The following is a 26,613-nucleotide window of genomic DNA, read 5'->3' on the forward strand; positions in this document are numbered from 1 at the left end:
GGCGCGGTGCCCTCCCGTGCGGCGCCGGTCCGGTCAGGGCGTGGGACGCCAGTTCTCGGCCAGGTCTCCCCACAGATAGGCGCTGGTCTCGACGCCCTTGAGGAGGAGATCCAGTTCGACCTTCTCGTCGGGGGCGTGCCAGCCGTCGGAGGGGACGGAGATGCCCAGGAAGAGCACGGGGGCGCCGAGGACTTCCTGGAGGTCGGCGGCGGGCCCGGAGCCGCCTTCGCGCGTGTAGCGGACCGGTCCCTCGAAGGCGCGGCCCATGGCGCGGGCCACGGACTGCAGGGCGGGGTGGTCGAGCGGGGTCAGGCACGGGCGCGTGGCCGGGCCGAAGTCGATCTCGCAGCGGATCCCGGCCGGCACCTGTTCGGCGGCCCAGGCGCGCACGGCCTTCTCGATGTGCTCGGGCTCCTGGCCGGCGACCAGCCGGAACGACAGCTTCACCAGGGCCGAGGACGGGATGATCGTCTTGCTGCCGGGGCCCTGGTAGCCACCGCTGATGCCGTTGACCTCGGCGGTCGGGCGGGCCCAGATCCGCTCCAGGGTGGTGTGCCCGGCCTCGCCGTGGGCGGCGCGGGACTTGGCCGTGTGCAGCCAGCTTTCCTCGTCGAAGGGCAGTTCGGCGAACAGCTCGCGTTCGCGGTCGGTCAGCTCGACGACGCCGTCGTAGAAGCCGGGGATCGCCACGCGTGCGTGCTCGTCGTGCAGGGCGGCGACCAGGCGGGCGATCGCGGTGGCCGGGTTGGGCACCGCGCCGCCGAAGGAGCCGGAGTGGATGTCCTGGTCGGGGCCGTACAGGCGGATCTCGCACTCGGCGAGGCCGCGCATGCCCGTGCACACGGTCGGGGTGTCCTCGGACCACATGCCGGTGTCGGAGACGATCACGGCGTCGGCGGCGAGCCGGCCGGCGCGCTCCTCCACCAGGGACCGGAAGTGCGGGGAGCCGGACTCCTCCTCGCCCTCGATGAGCAGCTTCAGGCTGACGGCGGGGGCGGTGCGGCCGGTGGCGGCGAGGTGGGCGCGGACGCCGAGTGTGTGGAAGAACACCTGGCCCTTGTCGTCGGCCGCCCCGCGCGCGTAGAGGCGGTTGCCGCGGACGATCGGTTCGAAGGGGTCGCTGTTCCAGCCGTCCTCGCGGGCGGCGGGCTGCACGTCGTGGTGGCCGTAGACGAGGACGGTGGGGGCCTCGGGGTCGCCGGAGGGCCACTCGGCGAAGACGGCGGGGGCGCCGGGGGTCTGCCAGATCTCGACCGTGGGGAAGCCGGTCTCCTTGAGCTTGGCGGCGAGCCAGTCCGCGCTGCGCCGTACGTCGGCCGCGTGGGCGGGCTGGGCCGACACGGAGGGGATGCGCAGCCATGCGGCGAGGTCGTCGAGGAAGGCCGTGCGGTGCTGCTCGATGTACGTGCGGACGGCGCTGTCCGGGGTCTGGCTCATGCTCACGAGCCTATCGGCCCGCACCGACATCCTCGGCGGGCGGTTCGTCACACTCAGGTCGCCTTGTGTGCCGTTCCGGCGTCTTGCGTGAGGAGCCGTTCCAGGGCGGCCCGGTCCGGCAGGTTCCGCGGCCGTACGATCTCGCCGCTGCGCACGTACAGGAAGGCGGCCGTGACCGACTCGGGGGGCACGCCCTGCTGCTCGGCCCAGGCCAGCCGGTACACGGCGAGCTGGAGCGGGTCGGCGGCGCGGACGCGGCTGGTCTTCCAGTCGACGATCTCGTACGTCGTCTCGTCGCCGTCGCCGTTTCTGTAGACCGCGTCGATCCGGCCGCGTACGACGCGCCCGGCGAGGGCGAGCTGGAAGGGGGCCTCGACCCGGTACGGGGTGCGTTGGGCGTACGCGCTGCGTTCGAAGGCCTCTTTCAGGGCTTCCAGGTCCGCCTCGTCGGCGATCTCGGCGTCGCTGCCGGGCAGCTCGTCGGGTTCCAGCAGGGGCAGGGTCAGTTCCTCGAAGCGGGCCTCGACCCAGGCGTGGAAGCGCGTGCCCCGGCGCGCGGCCGGTTGCGGGGGCCGCGGCATGGGGCGCGCGAGTTCCTGTGCGAGCCCGTCGGGGTCCTCGGCCAGCAGCATCAGCTGGGACGCGGTGAGCGTGGCGGGCAGGGGGACGTCCGTGACGGCCTGCCGGGCGCGCAGCAGCTCTCCGGTGAGCGCGTCCAGGTCGCGGTCCCAGGAGGCGATGGTGCGGGTCTCCTCCGGGGTGAGGTGCGTGTGCGGCGGCGGCTCGGTGGGCCCGGGGAGGTGCCGGCGGGCGGGCGCCTGGTGCGGCACCGTGGGCCGGGCGGTGTCCCAGGTGTCCCGGCCGGCGGAGCCGGCCGGATCGTCCGCGGCAGGTGTGTCCGTGTCGTACGGGGGCTCCTGTTCCCGGAAGGTGTCCTCGCCGTAGGGTCCCTCGCCGTAGGACCCCTCCTCGTACAGCCCCTCCTCGTAGGGGACGTCCTCCTCGTAGGGGACGTCCTCGTCGTAGGGGACGTCCTCGTCGTACGGGAAGTCCTCGTTGTACGGATCGTCGTCGTACGGCTCCTCCGGCGGTGTCGGCCAGTCCGGGTCGTCGAAGACGGCCGGGTCGTGGGCGGCCTGCGGATGGCCGGGGCTCTGGGCGAGGGCGCCCAGGTGGGCGAGTACGGTCTCGGCGGCCGCGCGGCGGCGGGCCAGGGCGGCCTCGTCCAGCGGCAGCGGCCACGCCTGGTCGGCGGTCGCCGCGTGCAGAGCCGGGTTCTCCTCGTCCTCGGCGGGCTCGTCCGCCCACTGCTCGATCTCGCCGTACCCCGCGGCGCATTGCTCGTACAGGGCCTGGAGAAAGCCGGACGGGCCGCGCGGCCGCTTCTGGCTGGGTCCCCACCAGTGGCCGGAGCCGAGCAGGAGGGAGCGGGGGCGGGTGAAGGTGACGTAGCCGAGTCGGAGTTCCTCGGTGTGCTGGTGGTCCTTCATGGCCTCGTGGAAGGCCTTCATGCCGCGCGAGTCCCAGCTCTCGACGTCGGGCAGGGTGTCGGTGTCGCCGCGCAGCGCGTGCGGCACCACCTTGGCCTGTGCCGTCCACTTCTCGCGGCCCTGGGCACTGGGGAACGTCCCCTCGACCAGTCCGGGGACGGCCACGACGTCCCACTCCAGGCCCTTGGACTTGTGGGCGGTGAGCACCTTGACGGTGTTCTCGCCGCCGGGCAGGGCGTTGTCGAGGCCCTTCTCGTACTGGGCGGCGGTGCGCAGGAAGCCGAGGAAGGCGAGCAGGGTGGCCTCGCCGTCGCTCGCCGCGAAGGAGGCGGCGATGTCCAGGAAGTTGGAGAGGGTCTCGCGGCGGCGGGCGGCCAGGGCGTGCGGCGACGCCGACAGCTCCACCTCCAGGCCGGTGACGGCGAGCACGCGGTGCAGGACGTCCATCAGCGGGTCGGACAGGGAGCGGCGCAGGTCGCGCAGTTCGGCGGCCAGGCGGGCGAAGCGCACGCGCGCGTCCGCGGAGAACGGCAGTCCGTCGTCGCCGCCCTCCTCGAAGTCGCCCTCCGCCGGCGTCTCCAGGAAGGTGTCGAGGGCGTCGGCGAGCGATATCACCTCGGCCGGGTCGATCCCCTCGACGGCTGCGGCGAGCCGGCGGTCCGGGTCGTCGGTGTCGCCCACGCGCGCGTGGGCGACCAGCAGCCGGGCGCGGCGGCCCAGCAGGGCGAGGTCGCGGGGGCCGATGCGCCAGCGCGGGCCGGTCAACAGGCGCACCAGGGAGGCGTTGGCACCGGGGTCCTGGAGCACCTCGCAGACGGCGACGAGGTCGGCGACCTCGGGCAGGTGCAGCAGTCCGGACAGGCCGACCACCTCGACGGGGATGTCCCGGGCCACGAGGGCGCCCTGGATCTCGGCGAAGTCGGTCGCCGTACGGCACAGTACGGCGATCTCGCCGGGGGCCGTGCCGGTGTGCACGAGGTGGGCGATCGAGTCGGCGAGCCAGTCGATCTCCTCGGCGTGGGTGCGCAGCAGGGCGCAGCGGACGGTGCCGTCGCGCTCGGCACCGGGGGCCGGGCGGAGGGCCTCCACGCCCGCGTGCATGGCGCGCAGGGGCTCGGCGAGGCCGTTGGCGAGGTCGAGGAGGCGGCCGCCGCTGCGACGGTTCTCGCTGAGCGCCTGCCGGGTGGCGGGGCGGCCGCCGGCGTGCGCGAAGTGCGCGGGGAAGTCGTCGAGGTTGGCGACGGAGGCGCCGCGCCAGCCGTAGATGGCCTGGCAGGGGTCGCCGACCGCGGTGACCGGGTGGCCGGTGCCGCCGCCGAACAGGCCTGCCAGCAGGACGCGTTGGGCCACAGAGGTGTCCTGGTACTCGTCCAGGAGCACCACGCGGAACTCCTCGCGCAGCAGGCGGCCGACCTCGGGCACGCGCGCGAGGCGGGCGGACAGGGCTATCTGGTCGCCGAAGTCGAGCAGGTCGCGCTCGCGTTTGGCGGTCCGGTAGCGCTGGACGAGGTCGGCGAGTTCACGGCGGGCGGCGGCCGTGTCGGGGACCTTGCGCAGGTCGGCGTTGGTGAGTTTGGCGCCCTGGAGGGTGTGCAGCAGGTCGGCGTCCCAGGCGCGCAGTTGCTCGGGGCCGACGAGGTGTTCGGCGAGCTCGGAGTCGAGGGCGAGCAGGTCGCTGACGAGGTCGGCGAAGGAGCGGGTCAGCGCGGGGTAGGGGCCGGGTGCCTCGCGCAGCACGCGTGCGGCGAGCTGGTAGCGGGTGGCGTCGGCGAGCAGCCGGGAGGTGGGCTCCAGGCCGATGCGCAGGCCGTGGTCGGTGAGCAGGCGGCCGGCGAAGGCGTGGTAGGTCGAGATCACCGGCTCGCCGGGCGGGTTGTCCGGGTCGATGACATCGGGATCGGTGACGCCGGCCTTGATCAGCGCCTTGCGGACGCGTTCGGCCAGCTCGCCGGCGGCCTTGTTGGTGAAGGTCAAGCCGAGGACCTGTTCGGGGGCGACCTGCCCGGTGCCGACCAGCCAGACCACGCGAGCGGCCATCACGGTGGTCTTGCCGGACCCGGCTCCGGCCACGATCACCTGCGGGGCGGGCGGCGCGGTGATGCAGGCCGTCTGCTCCGGGGTGAACGGGATGCCGAGGAGCTCTTTGAGCTGCTCGGGGTCGGTGATACGGGCGGGCATGTCGCAAAAGGCTAGCGGCGGGCACTGACAATCGAGGCCGGATCGACCCCGCGGGGAGAGAGAAGCGCAGGTCAGCACCTGTGGTGCGGTACGTCACTCCCGCAGCGGCTCATTCGACCACGTGCCGCCCCTCGGGCCGGGCGCTGCACGAGGCGCGGAAGGCGCAGTGTGTGCAGTGCTGACCGGTGCTGGGCGCGAACCGCTCGTCGAGGACCTTGCCGGCGGCGGTGGCCAGCAGCTCTCCGACCCACTCCCCCGCCAGCGGCTCCTGGCTCTGCGTCTTGGGCAGGCTGTCACCTCCGTCGCGCTTGGCGGCGCCCTGTCTGAGGTGCACCAGCTCGGCGCCGCCGGGCTCGGGACGCACGCCGTCGAAGGCCTCGTCCACGGCGCCCTCACGGACGGCGAGCTGGTAGACGGCGAGCTGGGGGTGGCGGGCCACCTCGGCGGCGCTGGGCGCCTGTTTGCCGGTCTTGAAGTCCACCACGTAGGCGCGGCCCTCGCCGTCCACCTCCACGCGGTCCATCTGGCCGCGGATGCGGATCTCGTAGTCGCCCGCTCCGAGGGTGACGTCGAAGTCCTGCTCGCTCGCCACCGGGGTGCGCCCGGTGCGGTCCAGGACGTGCCAGTTCAGGAAGCGTTCGAGCGCCACGCGAGCGTTGTCCTTCTCCTGCCGTGACTTCCAGGGCGCGTCGAAGGCGAGCGCGTTCCACACGGAGTCCAGGCGTTCCATGAGGACGTCGAGGTCGGCCGGGGTACGGCCGGAAGCGACCTCGTCGGCGAGGACGTGGACGACGTTGCCGAAGCCCTGCGCGGTGGTGGCGGGCGCGTCGGCCTTCACCTCGCGCCCGAGGAACCACTGGAGCGCGCAGGTGTTGGCGAGCTGGTCGAGGGCGCTGCCGGAGAGCACGACCGGCTGGTCGCGGTGGCGCAGCGGCACCTTGCTCCGGGTCGGGTCGTACATGCCCCACCAGCGGTAGGGGTGCGCGGACGGTACGAGCGGGCGGCCGTCCTCGTCGGTGAGGGCGGCGAGCCGGGCCAGGCGGCGGGCGGCGGCCTCGCGCAGGGCGGCGGACGCGCGCGGGTCGACGGTGGTGGCGCGCAGCTCGGCGACGAGCGCGGCCACGGACAGCGGACGGCGCGGGCGGCCGGTGACGTCCTGGGGCTCGACGCCGACTTCGGCCAGGAACCGGGACGGCTGGTCGCCGTCGTCCGCCGGTGCCTTCACCGCGGTGACGACGAGACGTTCACGCGCGCGCGTGGCGGCGACGTAGAACAGCCTGCGTTCCTCGGCGAGCAGCGCGCCCGGCGTGAGCGGTTCGGCGAGTCCGTCGCGGCCGATGCGGTCGGCCTCCAGCAGGGAGCCGCGGCGGCGCAGGTCGGGCCACAGCCCCTCCTGGACGCCGGCGACGACGACCAGCTGCCATTCCAGGCCCTTCGCGCGGTGGGCGGTCATCAGGCGTACGGCGTCGGGGCGCACCGCGCGGCGGGCGAGGGTGTCGGCGGCGATGTCCTCGGCCTCGATCTCCTCCAGGAAGTTCAGCGCGCCCCGGCCCCCGGTGCGCTCCTCCGCGCGCGCGGCGGTCGCGAACAGCGCGCACACGGCGTCCAGGTCGCGGTCGGCGTTGCGGCCGGCCGCGCCGCCGCGCCGGGCGGCCCGTTCAAGGCGCGCGGGCCAGGGTGTGCCCTCCCACAGGTCCCACAGTGCTTCCTCGGCCGTTCCGCCGCCGGCGAGGCGTTCGCGGGCCTTGCGGAGCAGCGCGCCGAGGCGCTGCGCCCCGCGCGCGTACGCCGGGTCGTGCACGGCCAGCCGTTCGGGCTCGGCGAGGGCACGCGCGAGCAGTTCGTCGGACGGCGGCGGCAGTGGGTTCCCGGCGGTCCGCTCCTCCTCGCGCAGTGCCCGCCCGAGCCGGCGCAGATCGGCCGCGTCCATGCCGGCGAGGGGGGAGGTGAGCAGGGTGAGGGCGGTCTCGGTGTCGAGCCAGGGGGTGTCCGGTGCCGCTTCTGCCGTGTCTTCCGGTTCTGCGGTGTCTTCCGGAGTGGCTTCCTCAGGGTCCTCCGGAGTGGCTTCCTCAGGGTCCTCGGCGGGGGGCTCAGGCTCCGGGGCGAGCGCGTCGGCGTTCTCCTCGCGGTGCCCGGACTCCGCCGTGGCGACCGCACGCAGTGCCGTCAGCAGAGGCGCCACCGCCGGTTCGTGCCGCAGGGGCAGGTCGTCGCCGTCGATGTCCAGCGGGACACCGGCCGCGGTCAGGGCGCGACGGAGGGTCGGGAGGCGGGATCCGGCCCGGACCAGGACGGCCATGTCGCTCCAGCGGACACCGTCCTCCAGGTGTGCGCGGCGCAGGATGTCCGCGATGTTGTCCATTTCTGTACCAGGCGTCGGGTACGTGTAGGCCTCGACGCGGCCCCCGTCCCGGACGGCGGCCGGCTCGCGGTGGGCGCGCACCTGGCCGGCGGGCAGCCGGGTCAGCGGCATCCGCTGGGTGATCAGCCGGGTGGCGGCCAGCAGGGCGGCACCGGAGCGGCGGGAGGTGCGCAGCACCTCGACGGGGGCGGGGCGGCCGTCCGCGCGCGCGAAGGCCGCCGGGAAGTCGAGGATGCCGTTCACGTCGGCGCCCCGGAAGGCGTAGATCGACTGGTCGGGGTCGCCGAAGGCGACGAGCGTGCGTCCGCCGCCGGCCAGCGCGCGCAGGAGGCGTATCTGGGCGGGGTCGGTGTCCTGGTACTCGTCGACATACACGGCGTCGTACCGGGCGGCGAGCCGGGCGGCGGTCTCGGGGCGCTGGGCGAGCAGGACCGCGCGGTGGACCAGTTCCGCGTAGTCGATCACACCCTGCAGGTCGAGGACGTCCAGGTACTCGGCGAGGAACGCCGCCGCGGCGCGCCAGTCGGGGCGGCCGATGCGGCGGGCGAAGGCGTCCAGAGCGTCGGGGCCGAGGCCCAGCTCACGGCTGCGCGCGAGGACGGCACGGACCTCGTCGGCGAACCCGCGCGTGGTCAGGCAGGCGCGCAGTTCGTCGGGCCAGCGCATGCGGCTGAGGCCGAGCCGCTCCAGCTCGGGCTGTCCGGCGAGCAGCTCGCGCACGGCGACGTCCTGCTCGGGGCCGGAGAGCAGGCGCAGCGGGTCGGCGAACCGGTCGCTGTCCTGGTGGGCGCGCACGAGGGCGTAGCAGTACGAGTGGAACGTGGTCGCCCTGGGCGCGCGGGCGGCGCCGATGCGCAGGGCCATGCGGTCACGCAGGTCGACGGCGGCCTTGCGGCTGAACGTCAGCACCAGGATGCGCTCCGGGTCCGCGCCGCGGGCGATCCGCTCGGCCACGGACTCGACCAGGGTGGTGGTCTTGCCGGTGCCGGGGCCGGCGAGGACGAGCAGCGGTCCGGAACGATGGTCAACCACGGCACGCTGTGCCGCGTCCAGACGAGGGGGATCCGTCGCAGCGGGAGGGGTGCGGACCAGTCGGTAAGCGCCACGGCTCCCCTGCCGCACCTGGGGGTGCGGCAGGCGTTCGGTGGAGGAAGAGGAGCTCACGTGGTTGGCCGGTCCTGGTGGTCGTGCTGATGGGCGGACGGTCACGCGCGCGAGGCGGTGGCCGCGGGGTGCGGGGGACGGGTGCGGCCGAGGTTACGCCGCCGCCTGGGCCGGAAGCAGGGCTTCCGGTTCATCCCTCGTGGCGCTCGCGCCACGCGCGTCCCGTACCTCACGAACGTACGTCATGCCACGAACGTCCCCCGTGTCCCCCGTACGGGCCACAGGCTCTCCTCGACGGCATCCGATGGCGGAAGCTGTCAGGTGTGACCCTCCGCGTCCGCCCCGCCGTCCCACCGGGCCCGCCGCATGTCGAGCCGCGGCAGATGCCCCTCTGCGCTCCTGCCTGCCTCTTTGAGCGGCGTGCCCTCCGCGCGGTAGTGGTCGAGGGCTCTGAGCTCATGCCCCGGCAGCAGCACCCCGTCGGCGCGTACGACACGCCACCACGGCACCGCGCCTCCGTAGAGAGCCATCACCCGGCCGACCTGGCGCGGTCCGCCCATCCGTCTCCCACCACCCTTGCCGGAGAGCGCTTCGCGCTCGCCCTCCTCATACTCAAGCCACTCGGCGACATCCCCGTACGTCATCACGCGTCCCGGCGGAATGCGCTCGGCGACCTGGAGGACCCGCTCGGCATACTCCGGCAGCGCGTCCCCGTACCCGTCGCGGGTGTCCTCGGCAGGGCTCTGCTCGCTCATTCGTCCCATCCTGCCGCACTCCACCGACAGCGCGGCGCGGGTCGTGAGGACGGGCCCTCTCGCCCCTGGACGGCGCTTCGGGCAGACTGTGCGCCCGCGCATCCGCACCCTGATGCCCCCGTGTGTCGGTGGGGCATGCCACCATCGTGCGGGCGGTGACCGGTGATACGAGACCAAGAAGAGACCATGAATCAGCAGGGCGTGCACCCCGAAGGCGCGGCGGGCACCCCTGGCGCCGCCGCGCGCCCCGGCGCCGGCAAGGACGACACCGGCGCACGGCAGGACGACACCGGTCCGCGCAAGGACGACACCACGCGCGCGCGTGCGGACGAAGGCGCGTCTCGGAGGAACGACCGCACCCGCGCGGGTGCGGACGGCGACGACGACACCGAGGGAGCGCACGTCCCTCAGCACACGCCCCCCGGCCAGGGTCCGGGCGCCGACGACGAGCCGCACGCCGGTGAGGTGGAGGGCGACGAACCGCTGCTCCCCGCGCGCGTGCACCGCCCGTCCGACCTCATGCGGTGCCTGGTGGGCGTGCTCGCCATCGTGGTGCTGCTCGCGATCGCCGCGTTCGCCCACGGCACCACCTCGGGCCTCGAACAGGACATCAACAAGGGCACCGGACAGGCCCCCGACCTGCTGATCAGGTTCGCCGGACTGGCGTCCAGCATCGCGATCCTGCTGGTGCCGGTCGCCTTCGCGATCGAACGGCTGATCAAACGCGACGGGCTCCGCATCGCCGACGGCGTCCTCGCGGCGGTCCTCGCCCACGGAGTGACCCTCGCCACCGACCTGTGGGTCGCGCGGGCCGCGCCGGGCTCGATCCAGGAGGCGCTCACCCAGCCCTCGCCAGGTGACCTGCATGCCCTGACCGACCCCGTGCACGGCTATCTGGCCCCTGTCATCGCCTATATGACGGCTGTCGGCATGTCCCGCAGACCCCGATGGCGCTCGGTGCTGTGGATCGTGCTGCTGCTCGACGCGTTCTCGATGCTGGTCACCGGCTACACGACGCCGTTCTCGATCATCCTGACGGTGCTGATCGGCTGGACGGTCGCCTACGGCACGCTCTACGCGGTCGGCTCCCCCAACGTCCGCCCCACCGGGCAGACCCTGATGGCAGGCCTGAGGCACGTCGGCTTCCACCCCGTCGCCGCGGCCCGCGAGGAGGCCGGGGAGACCGAGAACGGCGACCGCGGCCGGCGCTACTTCGTCACCCTGGAGGACGGCCCGCCGCTGGACGTCACGGTCGTCGACCGGGAACAGCAGGCCCAGGGCTTCTTCTACCGCGCGTGGCGCAATCTGACCCTGCGCGGTTTCGCCACCCGCTCCAGCCTGCAGTCGCTGCGCCAGGCGCTGGAGCAGGAGGCGCTGCTGGCCTACGCGGCGATCGCGGCCGGCGCCAACGCGCCCAAGCTGATCGCCACCTCGGAACTCGGCCCCGACGCCGTCATGCTCGTCTACGAGCACACCGGCGGGCGCACCCTGGACTCGCTGCCCGGCGAGGAGATCACCGACGAGCTGCTGCGGAACACCTGGCACCAGGTGCAGGCGCTGCAGTCCCGGCGGATCGCGCACCGCAGGCTCGCGGGTGACGCGATTCTGGTGGATCGTTCCGGCAAAGTGATCCTCACCGAACTGCGCGGCGGCGAGATCGCCGCCGGCGAGCTGCTGCTGCGCATGGACGTGGCCCAGCTGGTCACCACCCTCGGTCTGCGGGTGGGCGCCGAGCGGGCCGTGGCCTCGGCCGTCGGGGTGCTCGGCCCCGACGCGGTCGCCGACTGTCTGCCCCTGCTCCAGCCGATCGCGCTGACGCGCTCCACGCGCGCGACACTGCGCCGGCTGGCCCGGGAGCGCGCCCAGCGGGAACGCGAAGCAGTCCTGGAGGCATCCCGGCAGGCGAAGCAGGCCCGGCCGGAGGAAGCGGCCGACGCGACCTCGGCCGGGCTGGAAAAGCTCGACAAGAAGACCGTCCGCGCCGAGCAGCGCGCGGAACGGCGGGCCATCGACGAAGCCCTCGAAGAGGCCCGTGAGGAGGACCTGCTCACCCAGATCCGCCACCAGGTACTGCGGATCAGGCCGCAGGCCCCCGTGGAGCCGGCCCGGCTGGAGCGGGTGCGGCCGCGCACGCTCATCAGCTTCATCGCGGGCGCGATCGGCGCGTACTACCTGCTGACGCAGCTGACCCACATCGAGTTCGGCACGCTGTTCGCCCAGGCCCAGTGGGGCTGGGTGGCCGCAGCGGTGCTGTTCTCCGCCCTCAGCTACGTCGCCGCGGCGATGGCGCTGCTGGGCTTCGTACCGGAGCGGGTGCCGTTCCCGCGGACGGTGGCGGCGCAGGTCGCCGGGTCCTTCGTGAAGATCGTCGCGCCGGCCGCGGTCGGCGGTGTCGCCCTGAACACGCGCTTCCTGCAGCGCACCGGCGTACGCCCGGGGCTCGCGGTGGCGAGCGTCGGCGCGTCCCAGCTGTTCGGGCTCGGCGCACACATCATGATGCTGTTGACCTTCGGCTATCTGACCGGCACCGAGAAGACGCCGTCGCTGTCGCCGTCCCGCACGGTCATCGCGGGTCTGCTGACCGTGGCGGTGCTGGTGCTCGTGGTGACGTCGGTGCCGTTCCTGCGGAAATTCCTCGTCACGCGCGTGAGGTCGCTGTTCGCCGGTGTCGTCCCGCGCATGCTCGACGTGCTCCAGCGGCCGCAGAAGCTGATCACCGGCATCGGCGGCATGCTCCTGCTGACCGCCTGCTTCGTGATGTGCCTGGACGCGTCCGTCCGCGCGTTCGGCGGCGGCACGGCCTCGCTGAGCATCGCCAGCGTCGCCGTCGTCTTCCTCGCCGGCAACGCGCTCGGCTCCGCGGCGCCCACCCCGGGCGGCGTCGGCGCGGTCGAGGCGAGCCTCACGCTCGGCCTGATCGCCTTCGGCCTGCCCAAGGAGGTCGCCGCCCCGGCCGTCCTGCTGTACCGGCTGCTCACCCTGTGGCTGCCGGTGCTGCCCGGCTGGCTGGCCTTCAACCAGCTCACCCGCAAGGGAGCTCTGTAGGACCGCGGGCCGTACCTCGTACGGCCCGCGCCCCGCGCGCGCGGGCGTGCACGCGGCCACGATGGGTACATGGCGAACCCCTCCCGGCTGCGCGCCGCCGCCCTGACCACCACCGCCGTGCTGCTGGCCACGATGCTGGCCGGATGCGGCGACAGCGCCAAGGACGGGGACCTCGCGGCGCAGAAGCTGGACTGGAAGGGCTGCCCGGCCCCGTCCGAGGCCGAGGGCGGCGGCAGCGCCCCGTCCCCGCTGCCGAACGGCGGCACATGGCAGTGCGCCACCATGAAGGCGCCCCTGGACTGGAGCAAGCCCAAGGGCGACACGATCGGCATCGCCCTCATCCGCACCAGGACAAGCGGCCCCGCGAGCAAGCGGATCGGCTCGCTCGTGTTCAACTTCGGCGGCCCCGGCGGCAGCGGCGTCAGCACCCTGCCCGCGTTCGGTTCGGACTACGACGTCCTGCGCACCCGCTACGACCTGGTCAGCTTCGACCCGCGCGGGGTCGGCCGCAGCGCGCCGGTGAAATGTGAGAGCGACGCCCAGCTGGACGTGTTCTTCCAGCAGGACGCGACGCCCGACACCAGCGCCGAGCGCGCCCAACTGGTGAACCGCACCAAACAGTTCAACACGGCCTGCGAGAAGAACTCCCAGAAGGTCCTGCCGCATGTGGCGACCACGGACGCAGCCCGCGACATGGATCTGCTGCGGCAGGTGCTCGGCGACGACAAGCTGCACTACTTCGGCATCTCCTACGGAACCGAACTCGGCGGCGTGTACGCCCACTTGTTCCCCAAGAACGTCGGCCGGGCCGTCCTGGACGGCGTCATCGACCCCACGCAGGACCCTGAACAGAGCGCGCTCGGGCAGGCCAAGGGCTTCCAGCTCGCGCTCGACAACTTCGCCGACGACTGCACGTCGAAGCCCACCCAGTGCCCGATCGGCAACACCCCGCAGGACGTGAAGAACCGCATCGCGAAACTGCTCGGCGACCTGGAGAAGAAGCCGATCCCCGGTATCCCCCCGCGCCCGCTCACCCAGACCGCCGCGACGAACGGCATCGCGCAGTCCCTGTACTCGAAGGACTTCTGGGAGTACCTGACCGAAGGGCTGGAGGAGGCCTACGCCGGCGACGGCAAGATCCTCATGCTGCTGTCCGACGCGATGAACGGCCGCAGCGAGAACGGTGAGTACAGCAACATCACCGCGGCGAACATCGCCATCAACTGCGCCGACGAGAAACCGCGGTACACCCCCGACGACATCCAGCGGAAACTGCCCGAATTCCGCGCCGCTTCCCCCCTGTTCGGGGACTTTCTCGCCTGGGGCATGATCAGCTGCACCGACTGGCCCGTGGCCGGCGCCGCCGACCATCCCGACGTCAGCGCGCCCGGGTCGGCGCCCATCCTCGTCGTCGGCAACACCGGCGATCCGGCCACCCCGTACGAGGGCGCGAAGAAGATGGCCGACGCACTCGGCAAGGGCGTCGCGGTCGAGCTGACGTACAGGGGCCAGGGGCACGGCGCGTACGACAGCAAGGACAAGTGTGTGCAGGGTGCGGTGAACCGCTACCTGCTCGACGGGACGGTGCCGAAGGCCGGCTCGGTCTGCTCCTGAGCCCCCTCAATCTCCGCAAACCAGCAGGTCAGAAGGTTATCCACAGGGCTGAAACGCGTTCGGTCCGATCCGCCTACCATGGCCTGAACGCCCGGCGCGGCACGACGCGAAGGGCCTGTGAGGGGGATGCGCATGAGGGGGTTTCTGCGCTGGACGGCCGTCGTGGCCGCGGCGCTGCTGGTGGCCGGCTGCAGCAACGGCACGTCCGGCGGAGGCGGGCACGGAGACGAGGGCAAGGGGAGGGGTACGACGGCCCCGCCGGCATCAGGGGACTCGGCGTCGCGGTCCACGCCCGCCGAGCCGGAGCTTCCGGCCTCTCTCACCTCCCAGCACCTCGACTGGCAGCGCTGCGAGGCCACCAAGAGCCCCGCGGCGGCCCCGGGCGACGCATGGCGGTGCGCGACACTCAAGGTGCCGCTGAACTGGTCCGAGCCGAACGGCACGACGATCGGCCTCGCCCTGATCCGCGCGAAGGCGACCGGCAGCGACCGCATCGGCTCGCTGCTGTTCAACTTCGGCGGCCCCGGCGGCTCGGGCGTGGAGATGATGCCGTACTACGCGAACACCGCCTCCGCCCTGCGCAAGCGCTACGACCTGGTGAGCTGGGACCCGCGCGGCGTCGGCGCCAGCGAGGGCGTCCGCTGCCGCGGCGACCGACAGATCGCGGCCGCCGAGGACGTGGACGCCACACCGGACACCCCGCAGGAGGAGAAGGCCTACCTCCAGGACGCCGCCGACTTCGCCAAGGGCTGCCAGAAGGCCGCCGGCCCGCTCCTGGCGCATGTGTCCACCACCGACACCGCACGCGACATGGACCTGATACGCCAGGTCCTCGGCGACGACAAGCTGCACTACTTCGGCATCTCCTACGGCACCCAACTCGGTGGTGTGTACGCCCACTTGTTCCCGCAGCGGGTGGGACGGCTGATCCTCGACGCGGTGGTCGACCCGACCGCGGACACGGTGGGCCACGCCGAGAACCAGGCCCGCGGCTTCCAGCGGGCTCTGGACGACTATCTGAAGTCCACCGGGCAGGATCCCGCGCAGGGCTCCCGGAAGATCGCCGCCCTGCTGAAGCGGATCGACGCGAAACCGCTGCCGACGTCCTCCGGGCGGAAGCTGACCCAGACCCTCGCGACCACCGGGATCGTCCTGCCGCTGTACAGCGAGGCCGGCTGGCCGAGGCTGACCAGCGCGCTCGACGCGGCGGAGAACGGCGACGGCTCACAGCTGCTGGCACTCGCGGACGACTACAACGAGCGTGACACCTCGGGCCATTACGGCACCACGACCCATTCCCAGCGGGTCATATCGTGCCTGGACGACAAGGAGCGGCCGACGCTCGCCGAGACGAAGCAGCGGCTGGCGGAGTTCGAGCGGATCTCGCCGGTCTTCGGGGACTTCCTGGGCTGGGACACAGCCGGCTGGTGCCATGCCTGGCCGGTGCCGGGACAGTACGACCACCCTCAGGTCAGCGCGCCAGGGGCAGCGCCGGTCCTGCTGGTCGGCAACACCGGGGACCCGGCGACCCCGTACGAGGGCGCCCGCAGAATGGCCGACGCGCTGGGCAAGGGTGTCGGGGTCGAACTCACCTGGAAGGGCGAGGGACATGGGGCGTACGGCAACGGCAGCGCGTGCGTGGACTCGACCGTGAACGCCTATCTGCTGAAGGGAGAGGTGCCCAAGGACGGCAAGGTCTGCACCTGACGCACGCGGACGCCCTGACACGGACGAGGGCCCCGGGCGCCGTACGCACCCGAAGTCCCCGCAACCCGCCCTCACCCGAGTTGCTTCGGGGCGAAGAAGTCAGTCATCCGTGTCCACAGGACCGACGTCGCGGAAGACATGTCTGTAGTCACCGCTCCGGACAAGGTCGTCGACGACGTCGATCATGCCGAGAACGCCCCGGTCGCGGACGATCAGCCCATCCCAGACACAGAAGTACCTGCCGCCGAGGCACTCACCGGTCTGTTGCCAACGGTCCATGGTGCGGCGGACATTGTCCAGGGTGTAAATGGTCCCCGACCAGCGTTCCCCGTCGTCGAAGATCACCCACATGTCGACGTCGTCGATCTCGTCGAGGGGCACCCCGGCATCGGGGACGAAGCAGATCTCATAGCCGTCACGTCGAACGCGGTAGAACGCCCCGTCCCACACCGGGTTGGGCTCCTCACCACTCAGCCGTCCTACAACGACAGAAACCCACGGCGTCCGAGCTGGTCGGAGCCGTGGGCTTCCTGCCCCGCTGGTCGGCGAGGCTTCTGATCAGTAGACCGGCTTGTGCGGCTCGATCTGGTTGACCCAGCCGATGACGCCGCCGCCCACGTGGACGGCGTCGGCGAAGCCTGCGGACTTCAGGACCGCGAGGACTTCCGCACTGCGGACACCCGTCTTGCAATGCAGGACGATCTTCTTGTCCTGCGGGAGGCCCTCCAGGGCGCTGCCCATGAGGAACTCGTTCTTCGGGATCAGCTTGGCGCCGGGAATGGAGACGATCTCGTACTCGTTCGGCTCGCGGACGTCGATGATCTCGATGTTCTCGCCGTCGTCGATCCACTCCTTGAGCTGCTTCGGAGTGATGGTGGAGTCGACGGCCGCCGCCTGGGCCTCCTCGGACACGACGCCGCAGAAGGCCTCGTAGTCGATGAGCTCGGTGACGGTCGGGTTCTCACCGCAGACCGCGCAGTTCGGGTCCTTGCGGACCTTGACCGTGCGGTACTGCATCTCCAGGGCGTCGTAGATCATCAGGCGGCCGACCAGCGGCTCGCCGATGCCCGCCAGGAGCTTGATGGCCTCGTTGACCTGGATGGAGCCGATGGACGCGCACAGCACGCCCAGGACGCCGCCCTCGGCGCAGGACGGGACCATGCCCGGCGGCGGGGGCTCGGGGTAGAGGCAGCGGTAGCAGGGGCCGTGCTCGGACCAGAAGACGGAGGCCTGGCCGTCGAAGCGGTAGATCGAGCCCCACACGTACGGCTTGTTCAGCAGCACGCAGGCGTCGTTGACCAGGTAGCGGGTCGCGAAGTTGTCGGTGCCGTCGACGATCAGGTCGTACTGGCTGAAGATGTCCATCACGTTGTCGGCCTCAAGCCGCTCCTCGTGAAGGATCACGTTCACGTACGGGTTGATGCCCTTGACGGTGTCACGGGCGGACTCGGCCTTGGAGCGGCCGATGTCGGACTGGCTGTGGATGATCTGGCGCTGCAGGTTCGACTCGTCGACCTCGTCGAACTCCACGATGCCGAGCGTGCCCACGCCCGCGGCGGCCAGGTACATCAGCGCCGGCGAGCCCAGGCCGCCGGCGCCCACACAGAGCACCTTGGCGTTCTTCAGCCGCTTCTGCCCGTCCATGCCCACGTCGGGGATGATCAGGTGGCGGGAGTACCTGCGGACCTCGTCTACGGTGAGCTCAGAGGCTGGCTCGACCAGGGGTGGCAACGACACGGGGACTCCGTTGGTCGGTCAATCACTACGGTTGTTCTCCCCGTAACACTGCCACGGCCTTTTTCATTCCGAGACACCCGTTCCGATACGCGAGACAATGTCGTCCCAGTAACCGGGCATCGACTCCCACGGATCGGCTCTCCCGCCACGGTCCGTGTGGTCGGTGAAGTAGATCGTCGCGGCTCCCTGCCAGCGGGCGATGCGCAGCGCCTCGTCCAGGTGGCCTCGGGGTACGCCGTGCACGAAGTGGCAGAAGCGGTCGGGCGGATAGTCGGCGGTCCACTCGGCGACCTGCGACCAGCGGTAGTCGGACCAGGGGCCGGAGAAGGTCACCAGCTGGTCGGCGTTCTCCGTGTAGCCGGGGTGCGGATGGCTGCCGTGGCCGAGGACGATGTGGGCGGTGTCACTGATCGCCCGGAGGGTGGTGACCGCCCGGCGGACCTCGGGGAGCGCGGTGCGCTCGGTGGGACAGCGGTCCAGCAGGAAGCCGTCGACGCGGTACCAGTCGAGGTGGTGGTGGGCGTCGCCGAGCAGGTCGGCGAAGGGGCGGGCGCCGTAGGTCACATCCAGGTGGCCGAGGACGCGGACGCCGGCGGCCCGCAGTCGGCCCACGACTTCCAGGCAGTGCGGGTCGGGCCGGGTGCCGGGTCCCGCGGACACGTTGAGGACGACCCAGTCCAGCGGGGTGCCCGGGCGGGCGAGTTCGGCCCACTGGGCGGGGGCGACGAGCGGGTGGGCGTAGCCGGGGATGCCGAGGGCGGTGCGCAGGCCCGTGCCCGTGGCGCCCGTGGTGGTGCTGGTCAGATGCGGCATGCCGCCTCCATCCAGATGTCGGCCAGGGATTCTTCGAGGTTGATGCGGGGCCGCCAGCCGAGTCGGTCCCGCGCGGTGCGCACATCGGCCTGCTGCCAGCTGCCGCAGCCGTCCGGGTACGGGTACGCGACCGGGGCGGCGTGGTCGGAGTCGGCGCGCGGGTGGCCGATGGCGCTGCGCAGCGGGCCGGGCGGCGCGTCGAGTTCGTGCAGGGCGCCGCCGTACCCGGCGACCCGGGCAAGGACGGCGGCGGCGTCACGGAGGCGGACGGCGCGGCCGGAGCCGATGTTGATGACGCCCTGCGCGGCGGAGAGCGAGGCCGCGTGGACGGCGCGCGCGACGTCGCGTACGTCGACGAAGTCACGCTGGACGCCGAGCCCGCCGAGTTTGAGTTCGCCGTCCCCGGACTGCATGGCGCGCCGCATGGCCTCGGCGAGCCGGCCCAGCGGGGAGCCGGCCGGGGTGCCGGGACCGGCCGGGGAGAAGACGCGCAGCACGACGGCGTCCAGGCCCGAGCCGAGAACCAGTTCGGTCGCGGCGAGCTTGCTCACGCCGTACGGGCCGCCGGGGCGGGGCACCGCGTCCTCGGCCGTGGAGGAGCCGGGCTGGCTGGGGCCGTACTCCGAGCCGCACCCGATCTGTACCAGGCGGGCGCCGCAGCCGCTGCGGCGCAGGGCCTCGCAGACGGTGGCGACGGCGACGGTGTTGTGCCGGGTGAGTTCGCGGGCGCCGCCGCGGGTGGCGCCGGCGCAGTTGACGACGACCCCGGGGTGGACCGCGTCGAGGAAGCGGGTGAGCGCGCCCGGGCTGCCGGTGGCGAGGTCGAAGCGGACGTCGGCGTCGTCCCCGCGGCCGAGCGCGGTGAGCTGGACGGCAGGGTCGGCGAGCAGGCGGTCGGCGACGAAGCGGCCGATGTACCCGTTGGCTCCGATCAGCAGGACCCTCATCGGGCGCCTCCCGCGGTGTGCGCGCCGGCGGCACCGGCCGTGGCGAGGGCGCCGGTTGTCGCGGGCGCTCCGGCGGCTCCGGTGGCTCCGGACGCTCCGGGTCGGGAGGTGGTCATCTGGTGTTCTCCTTCAGAAGGGTGGCGCGGGTGCACGCGGTGGTGGGCCGGTGGCGAAGGGTTCACTCGGGGGCTCACTCGGGGGCTCCCGTGGACGCGTGGGCCGAGGCCTGGGTGAGGGTGCGGCCGGCGTGGAGCAGCAGGGCGAGGGCCGCGACGCCGCAGGCGACGGCCGGGACGGTGGCGGCGCCCCAGGCGTCCACGAGGGTCCGGACAGGGGCCGCCAGGACGGCGCAGCCGGGCAGCCGGCCGGCCAGCGGCAGGGCGAGGGCCATCGCCTCCGTGGCCGCGGCGGCGCCCAGCGCGAGGGCCGGGGCACGTCGGCGGTGGTGTACGGCGAGCAGCCGGGCGAGCAGGAGCAGGGCGCCCAGGGTGAGGGCCTGCGGACAGGCCGCGGGTTCGCGCAGGACCGTACCGCACAGCAGGAGCAGTGCGGTGAGCGCGCCCAGGAACAGGGTGAACGTGCCGTACAGCAGCGGTCTGGCGGCGGCCGTGAAGTCCTCAAGGCCCCGGCTGCCGGCGAGCCTGCGGCGGGCGCCGGCGCTGAGCAGGTGGGCGCACCAGGCCGCCGGGGCGCAGGCCAGCGTGAGGGCCAGGGCGGGCACGACGGCCGTGGGCCAGGGGCCGCCCGGGGCGCCGGTCGGCAGGGCGTCGGGGCCGCCCGTCAGGACCGCGTCGAGCAGGCCGTCGCCGAAGAGGGCGTACCCGAGCAGCCAGAGGGTCCACACGCGCGTGCCGCTCGCCCTGCGCCACGCGGAGATGCCGGGCGGGCCGGCGAGGGGGCCCCGGCGCAGCACCGCGCGCAGGGCGAGGCCGACGGCGAGGAGGCCGGCGCCGGCGACGAGCGGACGGAGCTGTCCGTGGGTGTGGCGCAGTCCGGCCGCGGTGGCTGCGCCCAGGGCGCCGGGCAGGAGCGTGAGCAGGACCCGGCCGGCCCGGACGCGCGGCGCGGGCAGGGGTGCGGGTTCGGGGCGTGCCTCACCGCTGCCGCGTGGCACGCGCGCGTACAGCTCCTCGGCGAGCGAGAAGACGTCACGGTGGCGGAACCGGGCGGCGGTCCGGTCGGTGATGCCGTGGGCCTCCAGCCCGGCGGCGATCTCCAGCGGGTCCACGGCCCGCTCACACAGCTCACGGTGCCGGTGCAGCAGGGCCTTCACGGGGTCGGCAGCTCCACGCCGGGGCACGGTGCGCGCGGAGGTGGCGGGAGCACCGGCGGAGGAGGCGGGAGCACCGGCGGAGGGTGGCGGCACCGACACGCCTGAGGCGTTCACAGAAGCCGACGGCATCGACCGATCGGGAACGCCCGCGGAAGCCGACTGTTCGGATGCGACGGGACCGCTCTCGGGAGCCGACGCCGCGAACGTGGCAGGGTCACTCTCGGAAGCCGACACCACGGACCTGACGGGCCCGCTCGCGGAAGCCGACACCACGGACCTGGCAGGGTCACTCTCGGAAGCCGACACCACGGACCTGACGGGCCCGCTCGCGGAAGCCGGCGGCGTGGACGCGCCGGGAGCGCTCCCGGCGGCCGCCGATTGCCTGCGCGACGGTGTGTCCGCCCACTCGCCGTCCCGTGCCTCCGCCTCCCCTTCCCCGACTTCCCCGAACCACTCCCCCGACCGCGCGTCCCACGGCTCGGCGCCGCTCGGCATGCCGGGCAGGTCCGGGCTGCTGAGCCCGTCGCCGGTGCCATGGCCGTCGTTCTGAACGTCCATCACGCCCCCTCCGCAGCCGCCAGTGGTGTCGCGCGGACCGGTGCGGTCGTGGCCCAGCCGGGGGCGGTCCGGGGCAGGACGCGGGCCGTGGGGCCGGTCCAGCGGCCGGGGACGTGGGACTCGGCGGGGACGGCGAACGGCAGGGGCTCGCCGGCCTCGTCGAGGACGACCCGGCGCACCGGACAGTGCGACACGATCTGCAAGTAAATGCCGTGAAATGCCGCGATGTTCTGCTCGACGGTGAACAGTTCGAGCGCGCGGGCGCGTGCGGCGGCGCCGAGGCGCTCACGGCGCTCGGGGTCGTCCAGCAGCGCCACGCACGCCTCCGCGAGCGCCCGTGGATTGCGCGGGGGTACGACCAGTCCCGTGCCGCCGATGGCCTCCACCACGGCGCCGACATCCGTGGACACCGTGGCGCGGGCGCAGAACATGGCCTCGATGAGGCTGATCGGAAAGCCCTCCACGACGCTGGACAGCACGACCACCGCGCCAGCGGCGTAGGCCTCGGGCAGGGTCGGGGCCTCGGGGCCGCCGATCTCCTCGAAGGAGACGGGGTTGTCGCCGACGGCGTGCACGCCCTCCGCCTCGTCCGGGAAGAGCTGGGCGGCGAGCGCCCGGCAGTGGCCGAGATAGGCCTCGCCCTCGGGACCGGCGGGCGCGCCGACGATTCTGAGGCGTGCCTTGGGCTCCTCCTTGCGGACCTCGGCGAAGGCGTGCAGCAGCGAGATCAGGTCCTTGGCGGGTTCGACGCGCCCGACCCACACCAGAGTGTCGGGGTCGGCGCGGTCGGGGGACTCGCCGACCTCCGCGAAACGGGTGGCGTCCATGCCCGGGTACACCGTGCGGATCCTGGCCCGGTCGGCACCGCACCGTTCCTGCCAGCGGCGGGCGTGGCCGTTGCCGGGGGTGAGGATCTCCGCGCGCCGGTAGACCTCGGCGGCGAGCAGGCCGTGGAAGGCGCCGAGCAGCGCGCGTACGGCGGGGGCGGCGACGTCGGGGCCGAGGGCCAGGTAGTGCGAGCGGAGCGGCACGCCGTACTCGGTGACGAGCAGGGGGATGCCGCAGAAATGCCGGGCGAGCAGTCCGGGGAGGGCCGCGGGGCCGCCGGCGGCCGCGTGGCAGAGGTCGGCCGCGCCGAGGCCGTCGTCGCCGTACCAGTCGAGGGAGAGGGGGCGCAGGGTGCGCTCCAGGTGCGCGGTGACGGTGAGCAGGTCGGGGACGCGCGCCTCGCGCGCCGTGCGCAACGCGCCGGGGGCGCGGCAGGCGCGCTCCAGGGTGCGTACGGCGATGTCCGAGCGCAGGGCGCCGACGAGTCCGCCTTCCTCGCGGGCGAGTTCGGCGAGTCCGTACAGCGCGTTGCCGAAACGGTCCGCCAGATCGGCGGAGCCACCCTCGGCCGCATCTCCCGACACGCCGTCACTCCCTGACGCGCCGACGCGCGCGCCCTCGCCCCCGGGGTTGGCTCCGGCGCACACGGCCCCGACGAGCTCCCCGTAGCACTCGGTGAAACGCCGGCGCGCGCGCCTCCCGTACACGACCCCGTCGTCCTCGGCCGTCCACAGCGGCGCCGTACGCACCCGGCTGACCTGCGGTGGGAGCGGGACCCAGCCCTCGTCCTCCTGCTGCCGGCTGCGGCTGAGCGCGTAGAGGTCGAACTCGTGCTGCTCAAGCCCGCGCACGAGCCGGTCGCACCAGAGTCCGGCGTCACCGCTCACATACGGGTAGCCACCCTCCGTAAGCAGTCCGATGCGCACGTACGCACCCCCGATCTCCCGTCCGGTGAGCCGCCGTTGTCCCGGCGGCTCGCAGCGGGACGAACGTAAGCGGACAAGGCGGTGGCGCGACGGACGGTTGTCCATCGCGCCACCAAAAGGGGTGAACGGTCGTAACTTTCGCGTGCGGGTCGCGTTTCGTCGCGCTAAGGGTTCAGAGCGTCATCGCGCGCACACGAAACGTTACGCCACGACCGGTTCGCGCCGGGCCGCGCGCCGCCTGGCCGCCAGCTCCGGATCGAGCGCGGGCACGGCGGCCAGGAGCTGCCTGGTGTACGGCTCGCGGGGGCTGTCGTACACCTCGTCGGCGGGCCCGTACTCGACGATCCGGCCGTGCCGCATGACCGCGACCCGGTCGCTGACCTGTCGTACGACGGCGAGGTCATGGGCGATGAAGACCAGCGCGAGGCCGAGTTCCCGCTGGAGTTCGCCGAGCAGCTCCACCACCTGGGCCTGTGTGGTGACGTCCAGCGCGGAGACCGGCTCGTCGCAGACGATGACGCGCGGTTCGGCGGCGAGCGCGCGGGCGATGCCGATGCGCTGGCGCTGGCCGCCGCTGAACTCGTGCGGGTAGCGGTCGTAGTGCGCCTTTTCGAGCCCCACGCGCTCCAGCAGTTCCGCCACGCGCCCCCGGACGCCCTCCTCGTCCCGTTCGCCACGCGCGCGCAGGGGGTCGGCGATGGACTCGCCCACACTGCGGCGGGGGTTGAGGGAGGAGACCGGGTCCTGGAAGACCATCTGGACGGCCGGGTTCACCGTGGTGTGCGGGCGGCCCTCGTAGCGGATCGCGCCGACGGTCGGCTCCAGCAGCCCGACCAGCATCCGGCCGAGCGTGGTCTTGCCGCTGCCGCTCTCGCCGACCACGCCGAGGGTCTCGCCGCGGCGGACGGTCACCGAGACGTCGTCCACGGCCGTGAACGCCCGCTTTCCGCGCCCGAACGCCCGCCGCAGCCCGGTGGCCTCCAGCACGACCTCGTCGGTCGCCTCGGAGCCGGTACGGCGCGCGTCCACGCGCGGGACGGCGTCGAGCAGTTCGCGCGTGTAGGCCTCACCCGGCGCCGCGAGGACGGTGCCGACGGGGCCGCGCTCGACGGCGCGGCCGTGCCGCATGACGAGGATGTCGTCCACGCTCTCGGCGGCCACGCCCACGTCGTGGGTGACGAGCAGCAGGCCCATGCCGGTCTCCTCGCGCAGCGTGTGCAGCAGGTCGAGGATCTGGGCCTGGACGGTGACGTCGAGGGCGGTGGTCGGCTCGTCGGCGATCAGCAGGTCCGGCTCGCAGGCGAGGGCCATGGCGATCAGCGCGCGCTGGCGCATGCCGCCGCTGAACTCGTGCGGCCGGGACCGGGCCCGGCGTACCGCGTCCGGAATTCCCACCCGCTCCAGCACCTCGACGGCACGCGCGCGTGCGGCACGTCGCGGCACGCGCGCGTGCACGCGGTAGACCTCGGCGATCTGGTCGCCGATCGCGTAGTACGGGTCGAGCGAGGACAGCGGGTCCTGGAAGACCATGGCGGCCTTGGCGCCGCGCAGCCCCCGCAGTTCCTCGTCGGAGGCGTCCTGGACGTCGGTGCCGGCCACGCGGACCGCGCCGGTGACCCGCGCCCCGGTGCCCCGGTGCAGGCCCAGCAGGGCACCCGCGACCGTGGACTTGCCGGAGCCGGACTCGCCGACGAGGGCCAGCGCGGCGCCCTTCGCCAGGCTGAAGGAGAGTCCGTCGACGGCCCGCAGGGAGCCGAACTCGACGGTCAGGTCCGTCACTTCCACGAGGCTCATGCGAGCACCACCCGTCGGTCGGCCACCGCGTACAGCACGTCCGCGACGGCGTTGGCGATGACCACGAAGAATCCGGTGACCAGGACCATGCCGACGACCACCGGCAGGTCCACGACCTGCACCGCGTGCACCAGCTCCTGGCCGATGCCGGGCAGGCCGAAGAGGGTCTCGGTGAGGACGGCGCCGCCGACGGCCGAGCCGAAGGTCACCGCGTTGAGCGCGATGACGGACGCGGTCGCGCCGCGCAGCGCGTGCCGGGCGATGATCGCGCGCTCTCCGACGCCGTACGCGCGGAAGGTGCGGATGTGGTCCTCGGCCAGCGTCTCCAGCATCGACGCGCGCGTGAGGCGGGCGAAGTTGGCGGCCTCGACGAGGGCGAGGGAGAGCCAGGGCAGCAGCAGGCTCCACGCCCACTGTTCGGGGTCGTCGGTGAAGTTCACGTACTGCGGGAAGGGCAGGAGCTGGAGTTCGCCGCAGACGACGATCATCAGGACCAGGCCGATGACGAAGACGGGCGTGGCGACGCCCGCCAGCGTGATCGCGGTCAGGGCGCGCTCGCTGAACCGGCCGCGCCGCCAGGCGGACAGCACACCGGTGCCGACGCCGAGCAGCAGCCAGATCACCATCGCGCCGAGCACCAGCGAGAAGCTGACCGGCAGCCTGGTCAGGATGATGTCGGTGACCTGCTGGTCGTTCTGGTACGACTCACCGAGGCAGGGCGCCGAGCAGTGCTCCACGCCGGTGCCGGTCGAGAAGTCCTGGCCCGCGAAGATGCCGTGCAGGAAGTGCCAGTAGCGCACGTACAGCGGGTCGTCGAGGTGCAGCTGCTGGGCGACCTGGTGGACCTGTTCCGGGGAGCAGCGCGGGCCGCAGGTGATCTGGGCGACGTTGCCAGGGGTGACGTAGAAGACGACGTAGATGATCACCGAGAGCACGAACAGGGTGACCGCGGCGCCGATGACGCGCCGCAGGACGAATCCGGTGAGGCCGCTCATGTCCGGTTCTCCTTCTGCTTCGCCGCGGCCGTCTCATCCTTCGGTACGGCCGTCTCGGCGCGCGCTTCCCGCTTGCGGCCGGTGCCGATGCGCAGGCGTGAGGCCGCGCGCGGGTCGAGGGCGACACGCACGCCGTCGCCGAGGATGGTCAGCGCGAACACGGTCACGAACAGGGCGGCGGCGGGCAGCAGCAGATACTGCGGGGCCGCCTGGTACCAGACGTCGGCGGAGGTGAGCATCTGTCCCCAGGAGGGCGTCGGCGGCTTCACCCCGACGCCGAGGAAGGACAGGGCCGCCTCGGCGCTGATGTTCGACGGGACCAGCAGCGCGGAGTACGTGATGACCGGGGCGGCGAGGCCCGGGAGGAGTTCGCGTACGGCGGTGCGCCAGGTGCTCCAGCCGCTGAGCCGGGACGCGGCGACGTAGTCGAGGCTCTTCAGCGTGAGGGTCTGGGCGCGCGCCATCTTCGCCGTCGTGCTCCAGCCGGAGACCAGGGCGATGATCAACGCGACGAGCACGGGCCGCGGGAAGCTGTTGGGCACGATCGCGAGCAGCGCGAGCGCCATGATCATCAACGGCATCGAGACGAAGATGTCGGTGATGCGGCTCAGGACCAGGTCGACCCAGCGGTTGCCCAGGCCGGCGGCCACGCCCATGGCGATGCCGAGGATGACCTGCACCACCGTGGCCGCCAGCGCGACACCCAGCGAGACCCGCGCTCCGTAGACGAGCCGGGCGAACATGTCGCGTCCGGTCTGCGGTTCGACACCCAGCCAGTGATCGGCGCCGATGCCGCCGAAGGAGCCGATGGGCACGCCCCCGCGCGCGGAGTCGATCAGGGCCGGGTGGTACGTGGTGGGGTCCTGGCCCTCCAGGGCGGTGAGGAGCGGCGCGGCGAGCGCGACCAGGACGAGCAGCGCGACGACGGCCGCGGCGACCAGGGCGGCGCGCTGCGCCCGCAGCCGCCGCCAGAACTGACGGGCCCCCGAGACCGCCGGGACGGACGCATCCGTCCCGGCGGTCTCGACGGCGACAAGTGCCTCGCTCACG

17 protein-coding genes are annotated in these 26,613 nt (G+C 73.0%); 4 read left to right on the plus strand and 13 right to left on the minus strand.

Annotated elements, in window-relative coordinates; all coding sequences use genetic code 11:
- Positions 1-33: 33 nt before the first annotated feature.
- From O1G22_RS14710 to O1G22_RS14725, 4 genes are all read right to left on the minus strand, one after another.
- The gene (locus O1G22_RS14710) at positions 34-1,437 is read right to left on the minus strand and encodes a dipeptidase (RefSeq protein WP_270081765.1); all 1,404 of its coding nucleotides are present in this window, start codon (positions 1,435-1,437) and stop codon (positions 34-36) included.
- Positions 1,438-1,490: 53 nt separating this feature from the next.
- Complete coding sequence (locus tag O1G22_RS14715) at positions 1,491-5,105, minus strand: UvrD-helicase domain-containing protein (protein ID WP_270081766.1); 3,615 nt, start codon at positions 5,103-5,105, stop codon at positions 1,491-1,493.
- A 109-nt stretch (positions 5,106-5,214) separates the two neighbouring features.
- Positions 5,215-8,631, minus strand: a complete 3,417-nt coding sequence (locus O1G22_RS14720) for an ATP-dependent helicase (protein WP_270081767.1) — start codon at positions 8,629-8,631, stop codon at positions 5,215-5,217.
- Positions 8,632-8,888: 257 nt separating this feature from the next.
- Complete coding sequence (locus tag O1G22_RS14725) at positions 8,889-9,326, minus strand: MGMT family protein (RefSeq protein ID WP_270081768.1); 438 nt, start codon at positions 9,324-9,326, stop codon at positions 8,889-8,891.
- Positions 9,327-9,512: 186 nt separating this feature from the next.
- On the opposite strand from O1G22_RS14725, the gene O1G22_RS14730 reads away from it, so the two are divergent.
- The 3 genes from O1G22_RS14730 (at position 9,513) to O1G22_RS14740 (ending at position 15,692) form a co-directional block, all read left to right on the plus strand.
- Positions 9,513-12,371 (plus strand): lysylphosphatidylglycerol synthase domain-containing protein, encoded by a 2,859-nt coding sequence (locus O1G22_RS14730; RefSeq protein WP_270081769.1) that lies wholly within the window; start codon positions 9,513-9,515, stop codon positions 12,369-12,371.
- 69 nt (positions 12,372-12,440) lie between these two features.
- Positions 12,441-13,985: an alpha/beta hydrolase gene (locus tag O1G22_RS14735; protein ID WP_270081770.1), complete on the plus strand. Its 1,545-nt coding sequence runs from the start codon at positions 12,441-12,443 to the stop codon at positions 13,983-13,985.
- A 132-nt stretch (positions 13,986-14,117) separates the two neighbouring features.
- The gene (locus O1G22_RS14740; protein ID WP_270081771.1) at positions 14,118-15,692 is read left to right on the plus strand and encodes an alpha/beta hydrolase; all 1,575 of its coding nucleotides are present in this window, start codon (positions 14,118-14,120) and stop codon (positions 15,690-15,692) included.
- Between the two features lie 99 nt (positions 15,693-15,791).
- Here the strand turns inward: O1G22_RS14740 and O1G22_RS14745 are convergent, their stop codons facing one another.
- The 5 genes from O1G22_RS14745 to O1G22_RS14765 all read right to left on the minus strand — a co-directional run bounded on the left by O1G22_RS14745 (position 15,792) and on the right by O1G22_RS14765 (position 20,591).
- The gene (locus O1G22_RS14745) at positions 15,792-16,142 is read right to left on the minus strand and encodes a hypothetical protein (RefSeq protein WP_270081772.1); all 351 of its coding nucleotides are present in this window, start codon (positions 16,140-16,142) and stop codon (positions 15,792-15,794) included.
- Between the two features lie 108 nt (positions 16,143-16,250).
- Complete coding sequence (gene moeZ / locus O1G22_RS14750) at positions 16,251-17,429, minus strand: adenylyltransferase/sulfurtransferase MoeZ (RefSeq protein WP_225098507.1); 1,179 nt, start codon at positions 17,427-17,429, stop codon at positions 16,251-16,253.
- A 63-nt stretch (positions 17,430-17,492) separates the two neighbouring features.
- Positions 17,493-18,242: a spherulation-specific family 4 protein gene (locus O1G22_RS14755; RefSeq protein ID WP_270081773.1), complete on the minus strand. Its 750-nt coding sequence runs from the start codon at positions 18,240-18,242 to the stop codon at positions 17,493-17,495.
- On the minus strand, positions 18,230-19,189 hold the full coding sequence (locus tag O1G22_RS14760) for an NAD-dependent epimerase/dehydratase family protein (protein WP_225098509.1): 960 nt from the start codon (positions 19,187-19,189) through the stop codon (positions 18,230-18,232). The genes O1G22_RS14755 and O1G22_RS14760 overlap by 13 nt, the downstream gene beginning before the upstream one ends.
- Positions 19,190-19,379: 190 nt before the next feature.
- Positions 19,380-20,591, minus strand: a complete 1,212-nt coding sequence (locus O1G22_RS14765; RefSeq protein WP_270081774.1) for a hypothetical protein — start codon at positions 20,589-20,591, stop codon at positions 19,380-19,382.
- A gap of 76 nt (positions 20,592-20,667) precedes the next feature.
- Between O1G22_RS14765 and O1G22_RS14770 the strand changes: the two genes are divergently transcribed.
- On the plus strand, positions 20,668-21,012 hold the full coding sequence (locus tag O1G22_RS14770) for a hypothetical protein (RefSeq protein WP_270081775.1): 345 nt from the start codon (positions 20,668-20,670) through the stop codon (positions 21,010-21,012).
- A gap of 7 nt (positions 21,013-21,019) precedes the next feature.
- Here the strand turns inward: O1G22_RS14770 and O1G22_RS14775 are convergent, their stop codons facing one another.
- From O1G22_RS14775 to O1G22_RS14790, 4 genes are all read right to left on the minus strand, one after another.
- On the minus strand, positions 21,020-22,774 hold the full coding sequence (locus O1G22_RS14775) for a DUF3492 domain-containing protein (RefSeq protein ID WP_270081776.1): 1,755 nt from the start codon (positions 22,772-22,774) through the stop codon (positions 21,020-21,022).
- Between the two features lie 201 nt (positions 22,775-22,975).
- Positions 22,976-24,568 (minus strand): dipeptide ABC transporter ATP-binding protein, encoded by a 1,593-nt coding sequence (locus O1G22_RS14780; protein ID WP_270081777.1) that lies wholly within the window; start codon positions 24,566-24,568, stop codon positions 22,976-22,978.
- Entirely contained in the window at positions 24,565-25,563 is a 999-nt protein-coding gene (locus O1G22_RS14785) for an ABC transporter permease (protein ID WP_270081778.1), read from the minus strand. The genes O1G22_RS14780 and O1G22_RS14785 overlap by 4 nt, the downstream gene beginning before the upstream one ends.
- Positions 25,560-26,612, minus strand: a complete 1,053-nt coding sequence (locus tag O1G22_RS14790) for an ABC transporter permease (protein ID WP_270081779.1) — start codon at positions 26,610-26,612, stop codon at positions 25,560-25,562. The genes O1G22_RS14785 and O1G22_RS14790 overlap by 4 nt, the downstream gene beginning before the upstream one ends.
- Position 26,613 lies beyond the last annotated feature (1 nt).

Origin of the sequence: Streptomyces camelliae (genome assembly GCF_027625935.1) — a bacterium.
Classification (GTDB): Bacteria; Actinomycetota; Actinomycetes; order Streptomycetales; family Streptomycetaceae; genus Streptomyces; species Streptomyces camelliae.

Bases quoted from the DNA above. Each gene is read 5' to 3' on its own strand.
- O1G22_RS14710 (WP_270081765.1), bottom strand. From the start codon at position 1,437: ATGAGCCAGACCCCGGACAGCGCCGTCCGCACGTACATCGAGCAGCAC.
- O1G22_RS14715 (WP_270081766.1), bottom strand. From the start codon at position 5,105: ATGCCCGCCCGTATCACCGACCCCGAGCAGCTCAAAGAGCTCCTCGGC.
- O1G22_RS14725 (WP_270081768.1), bottom strand. From the start codon at position 9,326: ATGAGCGAGCAGAGCCCTGCCGAGGACACCCGCGACGGGTACGGGGAC.
- O1G22_RS14730 (WP_270081769.1), top strand. From the start codon at position 9,513: ATGAATCAGCAGGGCGTGCACCCCGAAGGCGCGGCGGGCACCCCTGGC.
- O1G22_RS14735 (WP_270081770.1), top strand. From the start codon at position 12,441: ATGGCGAACCCCTCCCGGCTGCGCGCCGCCGCCCTGACCACCACCGCC.
- O1G22_RS14740 (WP_270081771.1), top strand. From the start codon at position 14,118: ATGAGGGGGTTTCTGCGCTGGACGGCCGTCGTGGCCGCGGCGCTGCTG.
- O1G22_RS14755 (WP_270081773.1), bottom strand. From the start codon at position 18,242: ATGCCGCATCTGACCAGCACCACCACGGGCGCCACGGGCACGGGCCTG.
- O1G22_RS14760 (WP_225098509.1), bottom strand. From the start codon at position 19,189: ATGAGGGTCCTGCTGATCGGAGCCAACGGGTACATCGGCCGCTTCGTC.
- O1G22_RS14765 (WP_270081774.1), bottom strand. From the start codon at position 20,591: ATGCCGTCGGCTTCTGTGAACGCCTCAGGCGTGTCGGTGCCGCCACCC.
- O1G22_RS14780 (WP_270081777.1), bottom strand. From the start codon at position 24,568: ATGAGCCTCGTGGAAGTGACGGACCTGACCGTCGAGTTCGGCTCCCTG.
- O1G22_RS14785 (WP_270081778.1), bottom strand. From the start codon at position 25,563: ATGAGCGGCCTCACCGGATTCGTCCTGCGGCGCGTCATCGGCGCCGCG.